General features: G+C 65.8%; 20 protein-coding genes. 4 read left to right on the plus strand and 16 right to left on the minus strand.

The genetic code is table 11. The features are described from left to right. Positions 1-48 precede the first annotated feature (48 nt). The 11 genes from QP140_RS01560 to QP140_RS01610 all read right to left on the minus strand — a co-directional run bounded on the left by QP140_RS01560 (position 49) and on the right by QP140_RS01610 (position 11,352). Positions 49-1,554, minus strand: a complete 1,506-nt coding sequence (locus tag QP140_RS01560) for an alanine/glycine:cation symporter family protein (RefSeq protein ID WP_284757693.1) — start codon at positions 1,552-1,554, stop codon at positions 49-51. 69 nt (positions 1,555-1,623) lie between these two features. Next, complete coding sequence (gene mutM, locus QP140_RS01565) at positions 1,624-2,496, minus strand: bifunctional DNA-formamidopyrimidine glycosylase/DNA-(apurinic or apyrimidinic site) lyase (RefSeq protein ID WP_284757694.1); 873 nt, start codon at positions 2,494-2,496, stop codon at positions 1,624-1,626. Beyond that, positions 2,489-3,226 (minus strand): ribonuclease III, encoded by a 738-nt coding sequence (gene rnc / locus QP140_RS01570; RefSeq protein ID WP_284757695.1) that lies wholly within the window; start codon positions 3,224-3,226, stop codon positions 2,489-2,491. The genes mutM and rnc overlap by 8 nt, the downstream gene beginning before the upstream one ends. After that, positions 3,210-3,785, minus strand: a complete 576-nt coding sequence (locus QP140_RS01575; RefSeq protein ID WP_284757697.1) for a YceD family protein — start codon at positions 3,783-3,785, stop codon at positions 3,210-3,212. Before QP140_RS01575 ends, rnc begins: the two co-directional genes overlap by 17 nt. Positions 3,786-3,869: 84 nt before the next feature. Then, positions 3,870-4,604 carry an ATP synthase F0 subunit B gene (locus QP140_RS01580; protein WP_070758832.1) on the minus strand — a complete coding sequence of 245 codons (735 nt, stop codon included), beginning with the start codon at positions 4,602-4,604 and terminating at the stop codon, positions 3,870-3,872. Between the two features lie 103 nt (positions 4,605-4,707). Beyond that, positions 4,708-5,202 carry a pantetheine-phosphate adenylyltransferase gene (gene coaD, locus QP140_RS01585; protein ID WP_284757699.1) on the minus strand — a complete coding sequence of 165 codons (495 nt, stop codon included), beginning with the start codon at positions 5,200-5,202 and terminating at the stop codon, positions 4,708-4,710. 70 nt (positions 5,203-5,272) lie between these two features. Beyond that, positions 5,273-5,836, minus strand: coding sequence for an RsmD family RNA methyltransferase (locus tag QP140_RS01590; protein WP_149121871.1), 564 nt, complete (start codon positions 5,834-5,836; stop codon positions 5,273-5,275). Positions 5,837-5,908: 72 nt separating this feature from the next. Next, complete coding sequence (locus QP140_RS01595; RefSeq protein ID WP_284757701.1) at positions 5,909-8,122, minus strand: ATP-dependent DNA helicase RecG; 2,214 nt, start codon at positions 8,120-8,122, stop codon at positions 5,909-5,911. After that, on the minus strand, positions 8,123-9,697 hold the full coding sequence (locus tag QP140_RS01600) for a DAK2 domain-containing protein (RefSeq protein WP_284757702.1): 1,575 nt from the start codon (positions 9,695-9,697) through the stop codon (positions 8,123-8,125). A gap of 10 nt (positions 9,698-9,707) precedes the next feature. Beyond that, on the minus strand, positions 9,708-10,343 hold the full coding sequence (locus tag QP140_RS01605) for a uracil-DNA glycosylase (protein ID WP_149121868.1): 636 nt from the start codon (positions 10,341-10,343) through the stop codon (positions 9,708-9,710). Between the two features lie 31 nt (positions 10,344-10,374). Further along, positions 10,375-11,352 (minus strand): thiamine-phosphate kinase, encoded by a 978-nt coding sequence (locus QP140_RS01610; RefSeq protein ID WP_284757705.1) that lies wholly within the window; start codon positions 11,350-11,352, stop codon positions 10,375-10,377. 29 nt (positions 11,353-11,381) lie between these two features. Between QP140_RS01610 and QP140_RS01615 the strand changes: the two genes are divergently transcribed. Continuing rightward, positions 11,382-12,509, plus strand: coding sequence for a DUF3515 family protein (locus QP140_RS01615; RefSeq protein WP_284757706.1), 1,128 nt, complete (start codon positions 11,382-11,384; stop codon positions 12,507-12,509). Positions 12,510-12,631: 122 nt separating this feature from the next. On the opposite strand, the gene QP140_RS01620 is transcribed toward QP140_RS01615, so the two are convergent. Both QP140_RS01620 and QP140_RS01625 read right to left on the minus strand, forming a co-directional pair. After that, positions 12,632-13,720, minus strand: coding sequence for a D-alanine--D-alanine ligase family protein (locus QP140_RS01620; RefSeq protein ID WP_284757708.1), 1,089 nt, complete (start codon positions 13,718-13,720; stop codon positions 12,632-12,634). A 66-nt stretch (positions 13,721-13,786) separates the two neighbouring features. Then, positions 13,787-14,785, minus strand: a complete 999-nt coding sequence (locus QP140_RS01625) for an NAD(P)H-dependent glycerol-3-phosphate dehydrogenase (RefSeq protein ID WP_284757709.1) — start codon at positions 14,783-14,785, stop codon at positions 13,787-13,789. A gap of 126 nt (positions 14,786-14,911) precedes the next feature. Between QP140_RS01625 and QP140_RS01630 the strand changes: the two genes are divergently transcribed. Next, complete coding sequence (locus QP140_RS01630) at positions 14,912-15,922, plus strand: NUDIX hydrolase (RefSeq protein ID WP_284757710.1); 1,011 nt, start codon at positions 14,912-14,914, stop codon at positions 15,920-15,922. Positions 15,923-16,042: 120 nt separating this feature from the next. Here QP140_RS01630 and leuD read toward each other — a convergent pair whose 3' ends face one another. Beyond that, on the minus strand, positions 16,043-16,648 hold the full coding sequence (gene leuD, locus QP140_RS01635; protein WP_070758822.1) for a 3-isopropylmalate dehydratase small subunit: 606 nt from the start codon (positions 16,646-16,648) through the stop codon (positions 16,043-16,045). A 53-nt stretch (positions 16,649-16,701) separates the two neighbouring features. Then, entirely contained in the window at positions 16,702-18,153 is a 1,452-nt protein-coding gene (gene leuC / locus QP140_RS01640) for a 3-isopropylmalate dehydratase large subunit (protein WP_070761968.1), read from the minus strand. A 90-nt stretch (positions 18,154-18,243) separates the two neighbouring features. On the opposite strand from leuC, the gene QP140_RS01645 reads away from it, so the two are divergent. Continuing rightward, complete coding sequence (locus QP140_RS01645) at positions 18,244-19,047, plus strand: IclR family transcriptional regulator (RefSeq protein ID WP_284757712.1); 804 nt, start codon at positions 18,244-18,246, stop codon at positions 19,045-19,047. A gap of 58 nt (positions 19,048-19,105) precedes the next feature. Then, positions 19,106-21,106 carry an OPT family oligopeptide transporter gene (locus tag QP140_RS01650; protein ID WP_284757714.1) on the plus strand — a complete coding sequence of 667 codons (2,001 nt, stop codon included), beginning with the start codon at positions 19,106-19,108 and terminating at the stop codon, positions 21,104-21,106. 160 nt (positions 21,107-21,266) lie between these two features. On the opposite strand, the gene QP140_RS01655 is transcribed toward QP140_RS01650, so the two are convergent. Next, positions 21,267-21,358: IS3 family transposase (locus QP140_RS01655; RefSeq protein WP_284757749.1), on the minus strand; the 92-nt coding region annotated here is incomplete at its 5' end.

The following is a 21,358-nucleotide window of genomic DNA, read 5'->3' on the forward strand; positions in this document are numbered from 1 at the left end:
CGTTTCTCCTTAGCTCGCCATATTCCGGGCGCAGTCTTCTCGTCGCTTTTAGGTGAACTCGCGCAGGGAGCGGCGCTGGAGCCAACCGCGGCGGGTCGCCGAGTCGGAACCGTCCCAGACCTCGACGTTCTTCGCCTCAGGCAGCATATCCCGGTGGAAGACCGGGTCCAGACCCTGCTTGCGCTGATCATTGAAGTTCTTCAGCAGCTTGAAGACGATGCCACCCAGCGGGACGATCGCGATGATGTTGATGATCGCCATGGTGCCAGCCATCGTGTCGCCCAGCGCCCACACCAGCGGCAGGGAGCCGAAGGCGCCGAAGAACACGAAAGCGATCACGCCGAGGCGGAAGATCGTCATGACCTTCTTCGACTCGGAGAGGTACTCGATATTGGCCTGGGCCAGGTAGACATTGCCGATGACCGAGGAGAAGGCCAGGAAGAAGAGGATGAAGGTAATGAAGTGCGCGCCCCACGCGCCAACCGAGTCGGCGAGCGCGGCCTGAGTCAGGGACACGCCCTGAATGTCGTCGCGGCCGTAGGCCACGGCAGGGCCCAGCAGCACCACAAAAGCCGTGATGGTACAGACAACGAGGGTATCGAAATACACACCGAGGGTCTGGACGAGGCCCTGCTTGACCGGGTGGGAGACGGTCGCGGTCGCGGCGGCGTTCGGCGCGGAGCCCTGGCCTGCCTCGTTGGAGAACAGTCCGCGACGCATGCCGATGCCGAAGGCCATGCCGATGCCCGCGCCCGCGACCTGCTTAATACCGAGGGCGTGGCCGACGATGAGCCCGATCATGCCGGGTACCTCGCCGAGGTTCATGAGCACGACGATGAGGCCCACGATGATGTAGGCCACGGCCATCAGGGGCACGACGATCTGCGTCACGCTGGCGATGCGGGTGACACCACCGAAGATGACGAGCGCGGTCAGGGAGGCGACGACGACCGCGACGATCAACTTGAGGGTCATGGAGTCACTGTTGAGGGACACACCCACCGCGTCGACGATGGAATTCGTCTGAATCGCGTTGTAGACGAAGCCGTAGGTGAAGGACAGCGCTACGGCGAAGATGACGGCGAGCGGCTTCCAGCCTAGGCCGCGGGTCATGTAGAACGCCGGGCCACCGTGATAATGGCCGTCGGCGTCGCGGGACTTCCACAGCTGAGCCAGGGTGGATTCCACGAAGGCGGTGGCGCCACCGACGATGGCGATCATCCACATCCAGAAGACCGCGCCCGGCCCACCGATGGAGATCGCCAGCGCCACGCCGGCGATGTTGCCGGTACCCACACGGGAGGCGGCGGAAATCGTGAAGGCCTTGAACGCCGAGATGCCGACGCGCTCGCCATCCTTGACCTCGTTGCCCTGCTCGTCGCGGGCGACCGGCGGCTTCTCCGCGACGGCCTTCAACATCGCGGGCAGCAGGCGGACCTGGACGAAGAGGGTACGCAAGCCGAAGTAGATGCCCGCGCCGATCAACAGCCACGGGATGATGTTCCAGATGACACCGTTGATCGAGCCATCAACGAGCTCAGTGAGTTTTTCCATAGGGGCATTGTAGAACTCCGCCACCAATTCTTGGAATAGCCTGCCCGCTACCCAGCCCCGTTCTGAACGCTAGCTGGACTGACACTGCGGACAGAAGTGCGAGGAGCGGTTCGTCCACTGCACCCGAGCGATCGGTTCCCCGCAGCGGGGGCACGGCTTCCCAGTCCTGCCGTAGGCGTTGAGCGAGCGGGAAAAATAACCGCTCGCGCCGTTGACGTTGACGTAGAGCGAGTCGAAGCTGGTCCCACCCTGGGCGAGCGCCCGGCGCATCACCGCCTCGGCCTGCTCCAATACCGCCACGGCATCGCGCTGGCGCATGCCCCGGGTACGGCGACCGGGGGCAACACCTGCCGCCCATAGCGCCTCGTCGGCGTAGATGTTGCCGATCCCCGAGACCAGCGTTTGGTCCAGGAGCGCGCGCTTGACGTCGGTCTTCTTCGTCCGGAGGCGGCGGGCCACTGCCACCGGGTCGAAGACCTCCTCGAAGGGGTCGGGGGCAATGTGCGCAACCGGAACCGGCACCCCCGCGAAGCCCCCGTGCAGATCGGCCACCATCTGCGTGACCTGCCACTGGCCGAAGGTGCGCTGGTCCACGAAACTCAGCACCAGCTCCTTGACCCCCACGTCGACGCGCGCGCGAATCCGGACATGCGTATTAGGCACGGCAGCCTGATCGGCAGCTTCATGGATCAGCATCTGCCCGCTCATCCCGAGGTGGACGAACAGCGCACGGCCATTATTCAGCACGAGCCACATGTACTTTCCCCGGCGCTCAATGGACTGGATGCGGGCACCGTCCAGAAGCGCGACGAGCTCCGCTGCCCCGCCGGGCTGGACGCGAACGGCGCGGGGGTGGCGGACGTCGACGTCGTGGATGATTCCGCCGCGGAGGTGTTCTTCCAGCCCGCGGCGGACGACCTCCACCTCAGGCAGTTCAGGCACGCTTGGTCAGTTCCTCCACCATGGCGCGGGCCGCCTGGTGTTCCGCTTCCTTCTTCGTACGCCCCTGGCCGCGAGTGTGCTCCTTGCCATCCAGCAGGAGCGTGGCGAAGAAGGCCTTGTCGTGCTCCGGGCCGGAGGAGGTGACCTCGTACTCCGGCATCGGCAGATCGTGTTCGCGAAGACGCTCCTGCACGGTGGTCTTCCAGTCCATGGTCAGCCCCACGGTCGGGGCCTTATCGATCATGGACTTAAACAGCCGCAACACGGTCGCCTTCGCAACCGCGAAGCCGTGCTCCAGGTAGACCGCGCCGAGGATTGCCTCGACCGTGTCCGCGAGGATCGAGTCCTTATCGTGCCCGTCGGTCTTCATTTCGCCGCGACCGAGCAGGATGTACTCCCCCAGCCCGAGGCTGCGGGCCAGGCCAGCGAGCGCATACATATTCACCACACCCGCGCGCATCTTGGAGATATCGGACTCACTACGCTGCGGGAACTGTGTGTACAGCTGCTCGGCGACCGAGAGCCCGAGCACCGCGTCGCCGAGGAACTCGAGGCGCTCGTTATTCGGCACATTGTCGTTCTCGTGCGCGAAGGAACGGTGTGTGAGCGCCAGCCGCAACATCTCATCGGAAAGGTCAATCCCCCATGCCTGAAGCAGCGGGGCGTGGTCGTGCTTGGAGTATGCGGCGCGAAGTGCTGCCTCGCCGGTGAGCCTACGCTTGCGAGCCATCGTCACCCCCGGCCAGGCGGGACTTAATGGCGGACAGGCCGGCCCAGCGCGGGTCGACCTTCTCCTCTTCCGCCTCTTCCTCGGAGATGCCGTCCGGCTCTGGGGCGTTGGTCTCGCACTCGAGGCCGTAATCAGCGCAGACGGGGTTGAACGGGGCGTTGAGCCCGGCCTCGTTGAGCACCGTCTGCGTCAGGTCGATGCGATCGTCCTCGACCAGAGGCGGCAGCTCGTCGCCCTCCTCGTCGGAGTCCTCGTCCTCGGTGGTGATGAAGTCCGCCGAGGTGCCGAAGACCTGGTCGACCTTGATGCTGAGGTCCGTTGTGAAGTGGCGGAGGCAGCGGCCACATTCGACGCTGGCCTGGCCACTAACAGTCCCCTGGGCCATGATGGCCTCGCCCAGGTTGGTGAGGATCAAGTCGATATCAACGCTGGTGCCGGGGGCGATTCCGAACATTTCCCCGCCGAGGTTGTGCGGGGTTTCACCGGTGGTGTGAACGTGCTCCGGGCCACCTTGCTGGCCGAGAATGTCCTGAACATCGAGGATGAAGGGGTTGCTCATACCCCTTTTGTACCCGCTTTAGCCTCCCCGCCGCCATTTGGGACGACGCCCTGTTCGCTTCGTCCCGCGCGTTGAGCCCGAGGTTTAGCCCTCGTAGCTGTGGTCCCCGTAGTTGGAGTCGCTGCGCAGTCCGGAGACGCCAGCCCCCTTGCGCAGTGCGGCGCGGTCGCGGCCCACGCTGCGCAGGGTTGCCGAGAGGGATTCCTCGAACTCCGCGAGGGTGGAATCCACGTAGCGGTCGCACTCGTTGCGCAGGCGGTCGGAGTCCGCGTGGGCGGATTGCACGATGCGCTGGGACTCCGCCTCGGCGTTGCGGACAACCTCGGATTCGGAGACAAGGCGCTGCTGCTCGGCGATGCCCTCGTCCACGGAGCGCTGGTAGGAATCGTTGCCGGCCTTGATGAGGCGGTCGGATTCCGCGGCGGCGCGGGAGGTGACGTGGTCGTATTCGTTGCGGGCCTCGGTAACCAGGCGGTCAGCTTCGTCCTCAGCCTGGGCGACCGTGGTGGTGGCACGCTCTTCGGCGTCGCGCACCATCGCCTCCGCGCGGGCGTGTGCCTCCTCAAGAATCCGGTCGCGCTCGGCTTCAGCGTCGGCGACCATGCCGTCGGCGCGATCCTCAGCGTCGTGGAGGATCTTGTCGCGGTGGTCGAGGACGTCCTGGGCGTCGTCCATCTCGATGGGAATGGCGTTACGCATCTCGTCGAGGATGTCGAGCACCTCGCGGCGCGGCACCATGCAATTGGATGTCATGGGCACGCTATAAGCCTGCTCCACCATGTGCTGGAGATCGTCCATGCCTTGGAAGGTTTTGTACATGCTCACCACTATTCCATGTTCCAGGGCATCACTCGCGGAGAAACACACCGGTCACAGGAATTAACAATTTTTTCTTTCGCTGAGGCCGGTGCGGAGCGGCCGACTAGGATTCGGCGAACTTCGCCTTCACTGCCTCAGCCACGGGCTCCGGCAGCAGCCCCGAAACGTCCCCGCCGTACTTCGCAACTTCCTTACACAGGGTGGAGGACACGTAACCGTACTCCGGGCTCGTGAGCAGGAAGTAGGTATCCGCCCCCGAGAGTCGCTGGTTCATCTGAGCCATCGGCAGCTCGTACTCGTAGTCCAGGGAGCTGCGCAGGCCCTTGACCAGCGCGGAGATGTTGTTCTCGGTGAGGTAGTCCACCAGCAGGCAGTCCCACGTGTCGATCCGAATGTTCTTCGGACGCCGCTCCTCCGGCAGGTCTGCGATGGCTGCCTCGATGAGTGCCACCCGCTCCTGCTCATTGAACAGCCCGTTCTTGTTGGGGTTATAGGTCACCAACACGATGACCTCATCCCACTGGGCCGCAGCGCGCGTGAAGATGTCGAGGTGACCGTTCGTCACCGGGTCAAAAGATCCTGGGCAGACTACTCGCATGGTGTCTTAGTGTAGCGCTGGCCGCCCCGCCGGGCACCCGCCGCTCCCCTCCCCTTTTATGCAAATTGCTTCAGCCCCGCCAGATCGCCATATCGAAGCGCGCGATGCCAAAGGTGCGCTTCTTCACCTTCTGCCCCGTCGGCTCGAATCCTTCAGGCCATGCGGTCTCCGGGCTCTTGCTGTTTCTTTCGACGACGACAACGGCGTCCTGCGCCAGCGCCGGGATCAGGGCTGCCAGCATGTCCGCCACCGCGTCATCGGCCAGTTCATAGGGTGGGTCGGCAAGCACCATCGTGTAGTGCTGCTTCGGCGCGGTCGCCAGGAAGGTCATGGCTTTGGCGTGAACCACGTGGGTGTTCGGATGCCCCACCGTCGCGATATTCCGTTTGATGGTGCTTACCGCCCCGTCGAGCGCCTCGACGAGCGTGACATCCGCCGCGCCCCGGGAGGCGGCCTCGAGCCCCAACGCCCCGGAGCCGGCATAAAGGTCGAGGACAACCTCCCCGGCTAGCCCGAAGCGGGCCTCCAGGGAGGAGAACAGCCCTTCGCGGGCCCGGTCGGAGGTCGGCCGGGTGACCTGCTTGGGGATCTTGATGCTGCGGCCTCCCGCCTGCCCGGCGATGATGCGGCTCATTAGTCCTTGGCTCTCCTTGTTCCTCTACACACCTGGCGCCTACCCAATGACCGCGCTGTATGGCCCTGTGGGCTAGCCGCGCTGGATATACGCCTGGTCTTCCAACTCAATGTCCGCGACGAGCCTCCGGGCTAGTTCTTCCTGCTTAGCCACCAATTCCCGGGCGTAATCCTTAGCCCGCATGATGATCTCACCATCGCTTGCGAGGTTCAGCAGGCTCGCTCGGCGGGAACCGGCCCCGGACTGGTCATCGCCGAGGATATCTCCCTCGGTTCGCTGCTCGAGGTCCAGCTCGGCCAGCGCGAAGCCGTCGGTCGTCGCCGCAACCGCCTCAAGTCTGTCATAGCTGGCAGACCCCGGCAGTGTGGTGGTGTGCAACATGCACCAGCCATCGGCCGAGCCTCGGCCGATGCGGCCACGCAGCTGGTGCAGCTGGGAAACACCAAAGTTTTCGGCATCGATGATCACCATCACCGTCGCGTTCGGGACGTCCACCCCGACCTCGATGACCGTGGTGGCAACCAGCACATCCGTGCGTCCCTCCGCGAAACCCGCCATCGCGGCGGCCTTCTCCTCGGGCGCCATCTTGCCGTGCAGCACATCCACCGTGCAGTGCGCCAACGGGCCCGACGCCAGCTTCTCCGCCCAGGCCAGAACCCCGTCCTCGCCCTCGATGCGCGGCACCACGACGAAAGCCTGGTGACCGGCGGCGACGTCCTCGGAAATTCGCTGCCACATGCGGTCCACCCACGCGCGGCGACCGGCCTGGACGACGGCGGTGCGCACCTCACCGCGTCCACTCGGCAGCCCAGGCAGGACGATGGGTTCGAGATCACCGAACATCGTCATCGCGACGCTGCGGGGGATCGGTGTGGCCGTCATGACCAGCATGTGCGGGGTCTTGCCTGTCGCGGCCTTGTTCTTCAAATAGTCGCGCTGCCGCACGCCGAAGCGGTGCTGCTCGTCGACGACCACGAGCCCCAGGTTGAAGAACTCCACCGAATCCTGGATCAGCGCGTGCGTGCCGACCACGATGTGTGCCTGGCCACTGACGATGTCCAGCAGGGCTCGGCGGCGTACCTCAGAGTTCTGGCTGCCGGTGAGAACCGTGATGGTAATCGGGAGCCCCTCGACCAGGCGTGTCAAGGTCTGCGCGTGCTGCACCGCCAGCACCTCCGTCGGGGCAATGAAGGCGCACTGCAAGCCAGCATCCGCGGCCGCCACCATCGCGAGTGCTGCGATCAGGGTCTTACCGCTGCCGACGTCGCCTTGGAGCATGAGGTTCGCCGGCACCGTGGAATCGAGCGCTTCGGCGACCCGGTCCCACGCGGTCGTCTGCCCCTCGCTCAGCCGATAGGGCAGGCTGTGGATGAAGGAGGCCAGCAGCTCGGAGTGCAGCGCATCCACCCGCGGCGAGGTGCGCCGCGTGGAGTCCGCCGCCCGCAGCGCCATGACGAGCTGCAGCTCCAGGGCCTCATTAAACTTCAAACGTTCGATCGCAGCGCCCGGCCCCTCCTCTGGTGGCTGGTGAATGCCTCGTAGGGCCGCATCGAAATGGATCAGCGGCGCACCGTCAGCTCCGGTCGGCCACGCAGGCACCGATTCGGCGCCGTCCACGCTCGTCCCCGCCGCGGTGGGATCCGGCAGCATCTCCGGGATCGTCTCACCCCCTGGCGTCGGCGCGAGTGGGCCGCGAAGGATCTGGTCCACCACGCCGATCAGCTCCGCGGTCGAGGTCCCCCGCTTGCGCGGATAACCAGGAAGGTAAGGCATGCGCAGCAGCTCCTCGGCCGCCTCCTGGCTGCCCGCGATCGTGACGATGGTCTTCAGCGAGCCATAAGCCCCAAAGCGTGCGCTGGGGCCCGGGTCGATCGTCACATAACTGGGATTCTTCAGCTGCCACTGGTTGCGAAACGTATCCAGCTTGCCGTGCAGCAGCAGGATCGCGCCGGGCTGGATCACCCCCAGGTGCATCTTCGGGTTACCGAAGAGCGCGGACTCCATCTGCACGCTGCCGTCGGTAAAGCGGAAGCGGATGAAGGTTCGCGGCCCGCGGCCCGAAAAGTTCTCTTTCTGCTCGACCCCCAGGATCTGAGCCACGCAGGTGTACATTTCGCCTGGCACGAGCATGTCCAGCTGGTCAGACGTCCCCAGCCTGGCGTAGCGGGTCGGGAAGGTCAGCAACACATCCTGAAGGGTCTTCAGCCCCGGCTTATCCGCCAGGTTCTTCGCCCGGTCGGGGGTGGTCGCCGTGGTGAGCGGGCGGGTGTCCTGCCAACCGAGCATCTACTCGACACCCACCTGCACCGCAGCGCCCAAGCCCCGAGCGCGATGCTCGTGGAATTCCACGCTGGGGTGCTGCTCGCGAGCGCGCTGCACGAAGGCCTCCACGGCCGTAGCCACAGCGGGTTCGGAGGTGATGAAGGTGACGAGTTCCCCACCATCAGCCAACAGGTCAGCCACGGCCTGCGGCAGCTGCTCAGGCGGGCCCTGCCACCAACGCTGGGACACACTGGCGTCCAGCATGTCCGCCGTGTTGTCCTCCCAATCGTTCGTCGGATCGAACACCGCAAGCGCTGCCAGGCCCCCAACCAGGGAGTCGGTGTCGATGATGTTGAGCTGACGGCCACTGCCCTCCCGCTGGGCTACCTCCAGGATGGCCGCGGGGTCCGCCCCGTTGGTGAGCACAGCGATATCACCGGCGGGCAGCTGCTCCAGGGCGGCCCGGGTCTGCTCCTCGCTGGCTGCTGGATCAAGGCTGACGGCCCCCACGGCCGCGAAGATATCTTGCCCAACATCCTCACCGGAATCGCCTACCGCATCTTTCGCGCCCTCGTTGTGACCGGAAACCAGCGCGATGATGGGACGGGACGCCCGGCGCGTCGCGGCTACAGGCTTGCCCGGTTGGTTGGGCAGCACTTCAATCCGCAACTCGGTCACCTGTCCCAGGCCGAAGGCCTGTTCGAGCAGCGGGCCGGCCTGAAGGGTGTGGACGTGCACCTTCGCCTGTCCCTCGGACACGGGGGCGATAACGATTGAATCGCCATGCGTGGCGAGTACCTCGCGCAGCGGGTCGACGTCGCCGTGGAAGAAGAAGAGCAACTCCAGCTCGGCGGGGACACCGTGAGATTCGGCGGGGCTGCCGGGTGCACTACCAACTCCGGGACCCTCGTGCCCCGCTGCGCCGGAGTCCTTCAACGTTGTCCCTGCGACCCCACCGGTCAGGACGTCTTTGAGCGCTTCGAGTATGAGGATGAATCCTGCTCCGCCGGCATCGTAGACCCCAGCCTCGGCGAGGGCCTCGAGCTGGTTGGGGGTATCGAAGAGTGCCTCGCGGGCAGCGTCGAGCGACGCGTCGACGATCTCGCTCATCCCCTGGCCCGCCTCATGGGCGGTGCTCGCACCTGTGGCGGCCTGGCGCAGGACAGTGAGAATCGTGCCTTCCACGGGGGCGGCGATGGTGGACTCGGCAAATCCCACGGCGTCCTGGAGCATCCGAACCAGCGCGGCCGCGTCGATCGGCCCCTGGGCGGAAGCATCCGCGAGGGCACGGAAGACCTGGCTCAGCACCATTCCGGAGTTCCCTCGCGCACCCTTGACCGCGCCGGTGGCCAATAGCGCGGTGATGGCCGGGAGGTTCGCGTCGGTGGCGTCCTCCGGTTCCGGCAGCGTGCCCTCGCTGACCGCCGACTGGAGTTCCTCGCAGGCAGCGCGGACGGTGTGGGCCATATTCGAGCCGGTGTCGGAGTCCGCGATGGGGAACACGTTGATGCGGTTGATTTCCGCCTGAGATTCCTCGAGCAGTGTTGCTGCCCGGCGCACCCAATGGGTGACGGCGAGCGCGGAAATCGTTTCGGACATGCCTGCCAGCTTAACGGTCGAGGCGCCAATCCACGGGATCGGCACCCTGGGCCCGCAGGATTTCATTGGCCCGACTGAAGGGCCGGGAGCCGAAGAACCCGCGGTAGGCAGACAGCGGCGATGGGTGCGGGGACATGATGCAGCGCTTAGCCCCGATGATGCCCGCCAACTGTTGAGCCTGTTTGCCCCAGAGGATCGCGCAGAAGTGCTCGTTGGTTGCGACCTGGCGGACCGCGGCCTCAGTAATGGCCTCCCATCCCAGGCCCCGGTGGCTATTCGCCTGTCCCGCGAGCACCGTGAGCACCCGGTTGAGCAGCAGCACCCCCTCGTCCAGCCAGGGGCTTAGGTCCGCGGTGGTGGGCCGGGGCAGTCCCAGGTCCTCGCTGTATTCCGTGAAGATGTTCTGCAGGGACTTCGGGATCTGCGCGCCTTCAGAGGAGAATGCGAGCCCCACCGCGTGCCCAGGGGTGGGATATGGGTCCTGCCCCACGATGAGGCACTTCACGTCCGCCGGGTCGACTTCGAAGGCCCGCAGGATGTATTCCTCCGGCGGGAGGACCTGTTGGCCCGGCGCGTGGGCGGCCTGCGCTTTGTGCAGGGTTTCCTCCAGCCCGGGTAGCTGCCAATTGGGGTGCACGTAGATCATGGTGGGCCTCCTAGCAGGTGTCGTGGGTGGCTTAGAGCGAGGACCAGCCCGCGGTGTAGGCCGGGGTGGCGCGATCGATGGTGACCTTCGGTCCCGAACCGGTTTGCGAGCCTGTGCTTCCGATGCGCCGGAAGCCGGTGGGGATGCGGGCTGCGGTCGTGGCCAGCAGGCTGTGGTCCTCCCCTCCACTTAAGACCCACTTCCACGGGTCTGCCTGCAGGACGTCTGCCGCGTGCTGAAGCATCTCGTCGGGGGCGATGCTGTCTTCTTCGATGTCCATACTGACCCCGGAGGACGTCGCGATGTGGTTGAGGTCGGAGATCAGCCCGTCGGAGTTATCAGTCATGCTGGCGACCCCGGCTGCCCGGGCGACGGTCCCCTGCCCCGCGACCAGGGTAGGTGCGCAGTGCCAGGTGGCCAGCTCCTGCAGGATCTCGTCGTCCGGGATCGCGGCCCGGCTGCCGTAGTGGCGGAGGATGTCCAGCCCCGCCGCGGAGTGTCCGAGCTTGCCGTGCACGATGACCTGCTGCCCCGGCGCGGCGCGGTTGATCCGCAGGGCGGGTGCGGGGCCGGTGAGCTCGCCCAATGCGGTGATGGAGATGAGGAGTTCTTTGCCCTGCACGATGTCCCCGCCCACCAGTTCGGCGGCCCAGGGTTCGGCGGCGGCCTCGATCCCCTCGGCGAGTTCGCTGACCCAGCTCAGCGGGGTCTCGCCCGGGATCGCGAGTCCGAGCAGCGCTGCGGTGGGCCTGGCCCCCATGGCCTGGATGTCGGCGAAATTTTGCGTAATGGCTTTCACGCCGACCTCGTAGGCCGTGGAGTATTCGGGCCGGAAGTGGCGCCCGAGGACGAGGATGTCGGTGCAACTCACGTGGCGCGAGTTCGGCGCGGTGGGCCGCAGGATCGCTGCGTCGTCGCCATTGAGCTCGCTGGGTGCCGCGCGCCGAATCGCCTGGATGGTGGCTGCCTCCCCCACCTCGCGCACCGTGGGCCCGGTGTATCGGGACATCCGCCCGCCTCCTTATAAGATGAGTGCCTATGAGCACACAGCGTAATCCACAGGGTGCATCCCCGGCCGCCTCGCAGGACCCAACTACAGGACCTGACGCCCGGGGCCGTGGAGCAGGGGCTCCCCGTTCACTGGTCACGATCAGTCTGATCCTAGCTCTCGTCTTCACCGTCGCGGTGTTGGGGGGAGCCAAGATTCTTTCGGATCGGCAGAAGTATTCGGACGTCTCGGTCGGCGCCGTTGATGCGCCGGATGCGTTGGCTGCGGAGTGCTCCCAGCTGGTGGAGAAGGCCCCGGAGAATGTCGGTAAGTTCCGGAAGGTGGGCATTCTGGATCCGGTTCCAGACGGCACCGTTGCTTACCGGGACACCAACGGTACCCAGCTGACCGTCCGTTGCGGCGTCACGATGCCGGACCAGTACACCGTCATCAGCCCGGTGTCTGCGGCTGAGGGGGCAAGCTGGTTCATCGCCCAGGACGCCACCCCTGGTTCCACCCTGACCACCTGGTACACGGTGTCCGGGGAGCCGACGGTTGCGGTGACGTCTGAGGCGGACGGCGACCTCATCGAGGACGCGGTCGCGGACCTCTCCCCTGTTCTCGGCGACGTCGCGCCTTCTGAGTCCCCCGTGACCCCGGCTGCCCTGCCGCTGACGGACGAGCCGGTGGCTAAGGACCGCAACAAGCAGACCTGCCGTTCCTTCAAGGAGGCCCTACCCGCGGAGATTGCTGGCTTCCGCCGCCTGAGTAGCGAGGAGTTGGGCGAGCTCATGGAGAACAACGCCACGGCCGTTGGTGGCCCGCAGGCGCTGCGGGATCCAAAGCTCTCCGGCCTCATCGAGCAGGCCAAGCGCGCCGCGGCGGATTCTCTGGTCGTCTACCAACCCGAGGAGGAGGGCAATGAGCCGGTCGTGGTCCGGTGTGGCGTTGCCTTCCCGGAGTCCTATGAGCGCGGCGAGCGGCTCTCTCAGATCGACGACGTCCCGTGGTTCGACGCCCCTGCTCTCGCGCAGGGTTCGACGATCGGTCACTGGTACGCGATTGGCCACGAGGAGGTCGTCGCCGTCGCGATGCCGCAGTTCAGCAGCGGCGATGTTCTGCCCACGGTGACGAAGGCGATCACCGAGAGCATGTCGAAGCGCGCCGAACGCTCCTAGCACGGGACCTCCCGGCGCGTGGTGAACCCACCCCGGGCTATTCCGGGGTCGCTTCCCCACTCACACGATAACGCCCGCCACGGTTACCGTGGCGGGCGTTATCCGTTGCCTTGGGCGTCGCATTAGTGCCGACGAGCCCCAGCAACCAGGGTGGTCAGCAGGTCGGCGTAGCTCAGACCATCGGCCAGGAACATCTGCGGGTACATGCTGATTGGGGTGAAGCCAGGCATGGTGTTGATCTCATTGAGGATCGGGCCAGCATCGGTGACGAAGAAGTCCACGCGTGCCAGGCCGGTGCAGCCCAGCGCCCGGTAGGTCTCGATCGCGAGCTGCTGCACCCGGCGCGTCGTGGCCTCGTCGAGAGGTGCTGGAATGGTGGCGCTGACGGTGTCGTCGAGGTACTTGGCGTCGAAGCCGTAAAAGCCCTCCTCGCCGGCGTCGGTGCCCTGCAGCATGGCCGGGGAGGATGCGACCAGGGTGCCGTCCTCGCGCTCCAGCACGCCACATTCGACCTCGGGGCCGGTGATCATGGCCTCGATGATGACCTTTGGGTCGTGGGAGGCGGCCTCTTCGATGGCTGCGGGCAGGTCCTGCCAGCTGTCCACCTTCGAGATGCCGATGGAGGAACCACCCCGCGCGGGCTTGACGAAGACCGGCAGGCCGAGCAGCTCGCGCTCATCGTTCGTGAGCTCGGCGCGGCCCTGCAGCACAACCTCCGGGCCGGTCGGGATGTTGGCCTCCCGGGCGATCTTCTTGGTGAACTCCTTGTCCATGCCCGCGGCGGAGGCCAGCACGCCGTTGCCGACGTAGCGGGCGCCCAGCAGGTCGAAGAGGCCCTGGATTGTGCCGTCCTCGCCGTTGGTGCCGTGGAGGACGGGGAAAATGACGTCCGCGGTGGCGAAGACATCCCCGGCGCGGTCACCGGTGACGAAACGGAATTCGGTTGCTTCACCGGCGGCGCCGAGCATCGGCTGGATGTGCTCGCCGTGATCGGCGACGGTGGGCAGCTCGCGGCCGGAAGCGCGCAGCTGTGCGGTATCCGTGGTCCCCGGCACCCAGGCTCCCCCGCTGGTGATGCCCACGGGGACGACCGTGAACCGCTCTGGGTCCAGGTTGTCGATGATCGCTCCCGCGGAGATGCAGGACACGGAGTGCTCGGTCGATTGGCCACCGTAAACGACGGCGACGGTGAGTTTTTCAGCTGCAGTCACAGCGCTAACCCTACCCGTTTAAGCCAGCGAATCGCGGTAGCCCACCGTGGGGACGGCGCGCCCCTATCACTCAGGCTTGCGGGTGCGGCCAAGCAGCTGGTTGATGATGTCCTTGGGGCTGGCGTCCTCGTAGCAGACCTGCACCACCGCATCCGTGATGGGCATGTCCACCCCGGCCTTGCGCGCCAGCGCCTGAACGGACCGGCAGCTGACCACGCCCTCGGCGACCTGGCCCTTGGTGGCCTCAGCAGCTGCCTCTAGGCCAGCGCCCTCGCCAAGGCGCTGGCCGAAGCTGCGGTTGCGGGATAGTGGCGAGGTACACGTGGCAACCAGGTCGCCCATGCCCGCGAGCCCGGCCATGGTCCGAGCGTCCGCGCCGAGTTGCAGGGCCAGCCTGGTGGTCTCGGCAAGCCCGCGGGTGATGACGGTGGCATTGGTATTTGCCCCGAAGCCGCAGCCCGCAGCGATGCCCGCGGCCAGCGCGATGACGTTCTTGGAGGTGCCGGCAATCTCGGCCCCCAGGACGTCCTGGCTGGTGTAGGGGCGGAAATACGGCGCGGCGACGGCGGCTTGGACGAAGCGGGCGCGGTCGTCGTCCTCGCAGGCGATGAGGGTGGCGGCGGGTTGTCCCTGGGCGACCTCCTTGGCGAGGTTCGGGCCGGTAAGCACGGCGACCCGGTCGCTGGCGACCCCGGCGACGTCCGCGATGACCTGGCTCATCCGCATCCCGGTCTCGTACTCGATGCCCTTGGCCAGGCTGATGATCGTGGCATTCGGCTCGATGTGCTCCCGCCAGCTGCTCAGGTTGCCGCGCAGCGTCTGGGAGGGGACGCCGAGCACGACGATCTCCGCACCGTGAAGTGCCGTGGCGGGGTCCGTCGTCGCCGAAAGACCTTCGGGAAGGTCCACGTCCCCGAGGTAGGCGCTATTGCGGTGATTGTCGTTAACGTCGGCGGCGACCTCATCTCGGCGAGCCCACAGGGTGACGGGGTTGCCGGAGTCGGCGAAAACCTTCGCCACGGTCGTCCCCCACGAACCGGCCCCCATCACTGCTACCTGCACCATCGTGCGCACACCGCCTAAATTTTACGTCCCGAATGCCTACGTATCTGATCCTGCATGGCCTCGTATAGGATCACTGTTGTTAAGTCAGCTTCCCAATTCTAGTCCCCCGACGGGAGGATTTTCTTCGTGATCACGAACAACGGCGACGGCGACCTATCCACGTCCCTGGCGAAGTCCATCAATGGGCGCGGCCACGTGGCGCGCATCGGCTCCCACCCCACCGAGGAGTTCGAGCGCCCGACGTTCGCTGCCGGCGCGGTGCTGTGGCGCCGCAACGAGCAGGGTGAGCTGGAGATCGCGGTGGAGCACCGCCCCCGCTACGACGACTGGACGCTGCCGAAGGGCAAGGTGGACCCGGGCGAGAACCTCGCGGGCACCGCGTTCCGGGAGATCCTGGAGGAGACCGGCTACCGCGTGGAGCTCGGCTGGTTGCTGGGCTACGTCCACTACCCCGTCCGCAAACGCACGAAGGTGGTTTATTACTGGACTGCGGAGGCCGTGGACGGCTTTTTCGAGGGCAACGATGATGTGGACGACGAGGTCGACGAGCTGCGTTGGTTGTCGCCGAAGAAGGCGCGCAAGTCGCTGACCTACCCGCTCGACCAGCAGGTGTTGGATGCCGCCTTGGAGCTGCTGGCCCTGGGCGCGAACCGCCGGGTCCTGCTGACGCGCCATGCACGCGCGCTGCCACGGCGGACGTGGAGCGGTGATGACGACAAGCGCATTCTGGACAAGCGCGGCCGTCGCCAGTCCGAGATGCTCGTCTCCCAGCTGGGGGCTTATGGGCCATCGGCTGTGTTCTCGGCGCGCCCGGACCGTTGCTTCGACACGGTCTCCCCGCTCTCCCAGGCTTTCGACCTGCCGTTGACAGTCGCCTCGACCTTCTCCGACGATCAGGTCGTGGCGGACGTCCCGGCGGCTGTTGCTGCGCTGAAGGCCACGGTTGAGCAGCGCAAGGTGGCGGCGGTGTCCTCCCAGGGCGCGGCGATCCCGGCGATGCTGGAGCACCTCTTTTCCGAGAGCGACATCGAGGTCGAGGACCTGCGAGTGAAGAAGGGCAGCGTGTGGGTGCTGCATTTCAAGGATGATCAGCTGCTGGGTGCGGACTACCTGGCTAGCGCGTTGCCGGTGAAGTAATCCGGCTGGCCGGGCGGTAGGCGCCCGCTGCCAGTGGCCCACCGTCTGCACGGCGAGACCCCGCCCCTCGATCGGCTCTGTGGCCGACTGGGGCGGGGTCTTTTCAGCCGTTCCGGCCGTTTAGTCCGCGGTACGGGCTGGCAGCGTCTTCGGTTTGAAGCTCGGGCGCTGCGACTCGAACTCGGCGATCTGCTCTTCCTTGCGCAGGGTCAGGCCGATGTCGTCCAGGCCCTCCATCAGGCGCCAGCGGGTGTAGTCATCCACCTCAATGTTGAAGGTATGGCTGCCCAGGGTCGCGGTGCGATCCTCAAGGTTCACGGTCATCTCGATGCCGGGGTTCTGCTCGATGAGCTTCCACATCAGCTCGATATCGGACTGCTCGACGATAGCGGCCAGCAGCCCGGCCTTGCTGGAGTTGCCCTTGAAAATATCCGCGAAGCGGGAGGAGAGCACAACGCGGAAACCGTAGTCCATCAGCGCCCAGACGGCGTGCTCACGGGAGGAGCCGGTGCCGAAGTCCGGTCCCGCAACCAGCACGGAGGCGTTCTTAAACGCATCCTGGTTCAGGACGAAGTCCGGGCTCTGGCGCCAGCCAGCGAACAGGCCGTCCTCGAAGCCGGTGCGGGTCACGCGCTTCAGGTACACGGCGGGGATGATCTGGTCGGTGTCGACGTTGGAGCGCATCAGGGGCGCTGCAACACCGGTGTGGGTGTGGAACTTTTCCATAGTGTGGCTTCCTTCGTGGGTTCCGTGGGTGAACTTGTGGGTGACGTGTTCGCTTAGAGGTCGGCGGGGCTTGCGAAGGTGCCCTGGACGGCGGTGGCCGCTGCGACCTGCGGGGAGACCAGGTGGGTGCGGCCACCCTTGCCCTGGCGGCCCTCGAAGTTGCGGTTGGAGGTCGACGCGGAGCGCTGGCCGGGGGTCAGCTGGTCCGGGTTCATGCCCAGGCACATGGAGCAGCCTGCGGTGCGCCACTCAGCGCCCGCGGCGAGGAAGATCTTGTCCAGGCCCTCCTCCTCTGCCTGCTGCTTGACTCGCGTGGACGACGGGACGACGAGCATCTGGACGCTATCGGCGACCTTCCGGCCGTCCAGCACCTCGGCGGCGGCGCGCAGGTCCTCGATGCGGGCGTTGGTGCAGGATCCCAGGAAGACCACATCCACCGGGATGTCCCGCAGCGGGGTGCCTGGGGTCAGGTCCATGTACTCCAGAGCGCTCTCGGCGGCGGCGCGGTCGGTGTCGTTGGTGAAGTCCTCCGGTGCAGGCACGGTCGCGCCCAGCGGCAGGCCCTGGCCCGGGTTGGTTCCCCAGGTGATGAACGGGGTGAGGCTGGAGCCGTCGATGTGGACGACCGTGTCGAACTCCGCACCCTCATCGGTGCGCAGGGACTTCCAATACTCGACGGCGTCCTCCCAGTCCTGGCCCTGCGGGGCGTGCGGGCGACCCTCGAGGTAGTCGAAGGTGGTCTGGTCGGGAGCAACCATGCCGGCCCGCGCACCGGCCTCGATGGACATGTTGCAGATCGTCATGCGGGCTTCCATCGACAGCTTCTCGATGGCCTCGCCGCGGTACTCAATGATGTGCCCCTGGCCGCCGCCGGTGCCGATCTTCGCGATGATGGCGAGGATCAGGTCCTTGGCGGAGACCCCCGGCTGCAGCTCGCCGCTGACCTCGATGGCCATGGTCTTGAAGGGCTTCAGCGGCAGGGTCTGGGTGGCCAGCACGTGCTCGACCTCGGAGGTGCCGATGCCCATGGCGATGGAGCCGAAGGCACCGTGGGTGGAGGTGTGGGAGTCACCGCACACCACCGTCATGCCCGGCTGAGTCAGGCCGAGCTGTGGGCCGACGGTGTGGACGATGCCCTGGTCGATGTCCCCCATGGAGTGCAGGCGGATGCCGAACTCTTCGGCGTTCTTGCGCAGGGTCGAGACCTGCAGGCGAGAAGTCTGATCTTCGATATCCAGCAGGTTGCCACCGACGACGCCGGTCGTGGGGACGTTGTGGTCCTCGGTTGCGATGGTCAGGTCGGGACGACGGACGGGCCGACCTGCCTGGCGCAGCCCGTCGAAAGCCTGCGGCGAGGTGACCTCGTGGACGAGGTGGAGGTCGATGTACAGCAGGTCCGGGTCGCCGTCCGATCCACTGGCGACGAGGTGGTCGCGCCAGACCTTCTCGGCGAGCGTCAGCGGCTTTTCTGTTGCGCCGCGGGTGGTATTAGTTGTGGTGTTCACTACGCTCTCCTCATTTCCAGAATCTTGCGAACCTCGGGAGTCATCCGAAAGTTCGCCAGTTCCACTTGATGGAATGTATAGTATCAAATCATGGGATATACATCTGAGCGAAACACCAACTCGGCACCGCAGCCACCCCAGTTGGGGGTCGACCCCGGGAACGCGCACCCTGCCGGCGCCGAGAAGCCAGACATCCCGGCGATCAGCGGCATCCAGGTTCTCGACCGCGCGGTCTACATCCTCTCCATCATCGCAGCCCGCCCGCACAACCTCTCGGAAGTCTGCGACGAAACCGGCCTGCCACGGGCAACCGCCCACCGGATCTCCGTGGCACTGGAGAAGCACCGGCTGATTGAGCGCCAGGCCGACGGCCAGTGGACAGCCGGGCCCGCGCTCGCCGAGCTCGCCCCGCGCACCAGCCCGCGTCTGGAGGAAGCGGCCGAGCACCTACTACCGAAGCTGGTGGAGCAGACCAAGGAATCCGTCCAGGTCTACCAGCTCTCCGGCTTCGAGCGGCTCTGTGTGGCCAACGCGGAACCTGCCACGGGCCTTCGCGACACCGTTCCTCGCAACACCCGGATGACGCTCAACGCTGGCTCCGCTGCCCGCATCCTGGTCGCCTGGGCTCCCGTCTCGCTGCAGCAGGCCGTGCTCCCCACCGCCGCGTACGGCGCCGCAGAGCTGGAGCGCGTGCGGCAAACCCAGATCTCCGAATCCGTTGCAGAACGCGACGCCAGCCTGGCTTCCGCCTCCGTCCCGATTTTCGACTCGACCGGCACGATGGTGGCTGCACTATCCGTCTCCGGGCCCGTCGCCCGCATGGGTGACTCCCCTGCTGAGAAGTTCGGGGACGCGCTGCGGCAAACGGCAAAGGAAATCGAGATTCACCTCTAGGGCTTTTGGGGTCTACGATCATTTCAGAACATGAAGTTTTGACTAGAAAGTTCGCCCCATGTCCAGCTCACCAGGCACCGGCAGTGCTGCTGTCAGCACCGGTTCTGCAGCACCCCGCCGCTCCCCCGTCCGAGAGTTCACCTTCCGTGCGGTGCTCCTCGGCGGCATCATCACGCTCGTCTTCACGGCAGCCAACGTCTACCTCGGGCTGCGCGTCGGCCTGACGTTCGCCACCTCCATCCCCGCGGCCGTGATCTCCATGGCCATTCTGCGCAATTTCCAGGATCACACGATCCAGGAAAACAACATCGTGCAGACCATCGCCTCGGCGGCAGGCACACTTTCGGCCATCATCTTCGTCCTCCCCGGCCTGATCATGGTCGGCTGGTGGCAGGGCTTCCCCTACTGGACCACCGCCTCCGTAGTTGCTATCGGCGGCATCCTTGGCGTGACCTTCTCCATTCCGCTACGCAGGGCGCTCGTCACAGGCTCAGACCTCCCTTTCCCCGAGGGCGTGGCAGCCGCCGAGGTGCTCAAGGTCGGCGACACCCAAAACCAGGACTCCGCTGAGGAAAACAAGACCGGGCTGCGTCTGATCATCCTCGGCTCCATCGCGTCTGCGGTGATGTCCATCCTCAGCGCCATGAAGCTCGCAGCCTCCTCGGTGTCCTCCTACTTCCGCCTCGGCCCTGGCGCCACGATGATGGGTGGCTCGCTCTCGCTGGCACTCATCGGCGTCGGTCACCTCGTCGGCATGTCCGTCGGTATCGCCATGATCGTTGGCTTGATCATCTCCTACGGGGTGCTCATGCCACTGCGCACGTCGGGCCTCATCCCCGCCGAGGGCGACATCTCCGAGATCGTCTCGGCCACCTTCTCTTCCGAAGTTCGCTTCATCGGCGCAGGCACCATGGCCATCGCTGCGGTATGGACCCTCCTGAAGATCATCGGCCCCATCATCCGTGGCATCAAGGAGGCTCTTGCCTCCTCTCGCGCACGCCACGATGGCCAGGCTGTGGACCTCACCGAAAGGGACATCCCGTTCCCGATCGTCGCCGGAGTCACGGTGGCGTCGATGCTGCCAGTGGGCCTGCTCCTGTGGCTCTTCGTGAAGGACACCACCATCACGCACCACATGACCGGCCTCATCGCCCTGTCGATTATCTACACCCTCCTGGTGGGACTCATCGTCGCGTCGATCTGCGGGTACATGGCCGGTCTCATCGGTTCCTCGAACTCCCCCATCTCGGGCGTCGGCATCATCGTCGTGCTGTCTGCTGCCTTGCTGATCAAGGTCGTCGTGGGCGGAGAGGCCGACTCCACCGCACTCGTCGCCTACACCCTGTTCACCGCGTCGGTTGTCTTCGGCATCGCGACGATTTCCAATGACAACCTCCAGGACCTCAAGACCGGCCAGTTGGTCGACGCCACCCCGTGGAAGCAGCAGGTGGCCCTCATCTTGGGTGTCATCTTCGGTTCTGCGATCATCCCGCCGATCATGGAGCTCATGCGCAAGGGCTTCGGCTTCGCTGGCGCTCCGGGCGCCGGCCCCGACGCTCTCGCAGCGCCTCAGGCTGCACTGTTGAGCTCCGTCGCCGAGGGCATCTTCGGCGACTCCCTGGATTGGGGGCTCATCGGCCTGGGCGCAGCCATTGGTGCCGTGGTGATCGTCATCAACGAGGTGCTGAGCAAGTCCTCCCGCTACTCCCTGCCACCACTGGCGGTGGGCATGGGCATGTACCTGCCGGCTTCCCTCACGCTGATCATCCCCATCGGAGCAGCCCTGGGCTACGTGTACAACAAGTGGGCTGACAAGCAGGCCAATCCGCAGCGCAGCAAGCGCATGGGCGTCCTCATGGCCACCGGCCTGATCGTCGGCGAGTCGCTCTTCGGTGTCATCAACGCTGGCATCATCGCGGCGACCTCTAACGGCGACGCCATGGCCGTGGTCGGCGAGAGCTTCGCTGGACCGGCGCAGTGGATCGGCATCATCGCCTTTGTCGGGCTCACTGCTCTGGTCTACTCCCGCCTCAAGAAGGTTGACCAGACACCGGCTTAAAGCCCTCCCCTTACCCCGTTCCACCCCGCTGCACAGCAGCGGGGCGGAATCCTTAGCGCCAGTGTGATCAACGGCTAACTGGAGCTGAGCCCCGGACACGCGAAAACCTCCCGCCACAATCAAAGTTGAACTAGCCCCCGAAAGTTGGACTGGTTTAATTCTAGGCGGTGAGGGGTTCAAGGGTCTGATTCCGATATTGCATCGGGGTCAGGCCCTTGAGTCGTTGTTGGACGCGTTCGGTGTTGTACCACC

This window comes from Corynebacterium sp. UMB9976, from assembly GCF_030212265.1.
GTDB lineage: Bacteria > Actinomycetota > Actinomycetes > Mycobacteriales > Mycobacteriaceae > Corynebacterium.

Bases quoted from the DNA above. Each gene is read 5' to 3' on its own strand.
- QP140_RS01610 (WP_284757705.1), bottom strand. From the start codon at position 11,352: ATGTCCCGATACACCGGGCCCACGGTGCGCGAGGTGGGGGAGGCAGCC.
- coaD (WP_284757699.1), bottom strand. From the start codon at position 5,202: ATGCGAGTAGTCTGCCCAGGATCTTTTGACCCGGTGACGAACGGTCAC.
- QP140_RS01600 (WP_284757702.1), bottom strand. From the start codon at position 9,697: ATGTCCGAAACGATTTCCGCGCTCGCCGTCACCCATTGGGTGCGCCGG.
- QP140_RS01595 (WP_284757701.1), bottom strand. From the start codon at position 8,122: ATGCTCGGTTGGCAGGACACCCGCCCGCTCACCACGGCGACCACCCCC.
- QP140_RS01575 (WP_284757697.1), bottom strand. From the start codon at position 3,785: ATGAGCAACCCCTTCATCCTCGATGTTCAGGACATTCTCGGCCAGCAA.
- QP140_RS01615 (WP_284757706.1), top strand. From the start codon at position 11,382: ATGAGCACACAGCGTAATCCACAGGGTGCATCCCCGGCCGCCTCGCAG.
- QP140_RS01560 (WP_284757693.1), bottom strand. From the start codon at position 1,554: ATGGAAAAACTCACTGAGCTCGTTGATGGCTCGATCAACGGTGTCATC.
- QP140_RS01645 (WP_284757712.1), top strand. From the start codon at position 18,244: ATGGGATATACATCTGAGCGAAACACCAACTCGGCACCGCAGCCACCC.
- QP140_RS01650 (WP_284757714.1), top strand. From the start codon at position 19,106: ATGTCCAGCTCACCAGGCACCGGCAGTGCTGCTGTCAGCACCGGTTCT.
- QP140_RS01580 (WP_070758832.1), bottom strand. From the start codon at position 4,604: ATGTACAAAACCTTCCAAGGCATGGACGATCTCCAGCACATGGTGGAG.
- QP140_RS01590 (WP_149121871.1), bottom strand. From the start codon at position 5,836: ATGAGCCGCATCATCGCCGGGCAGGCGGGAGGCCGCAGCATCAAGATC.
- rnc (WP_284757695.1), bottom strand. From the start codon at position 3,226: ATGGCTCGCAAGCGTAGGCTCACCGGCGAGGCAGCACTTCGCGCCGCA.
- leuD (WP_070758822.1), bottom strand. From the start codon at position 16,648: ATGGAAAAGTTCCACACCCACACCGGTGTTGCAGCGCCCCTGATGCGC.
- QP140_RS01605 (WP_149121868.1), bottom strand. From the start codon at position 10,343: ATGATCTACGTGCACCCCAATTGGCAGCTACCCGGGCTGGAGGAAACC.
- QP140_RS01625 (WP_284757709.1), bottom strand. From the start codon at position 14,785: ATGGTGCAGGTAGCAGTGATGGGGGCCGGTTCGTGGGGGACGACCGTG.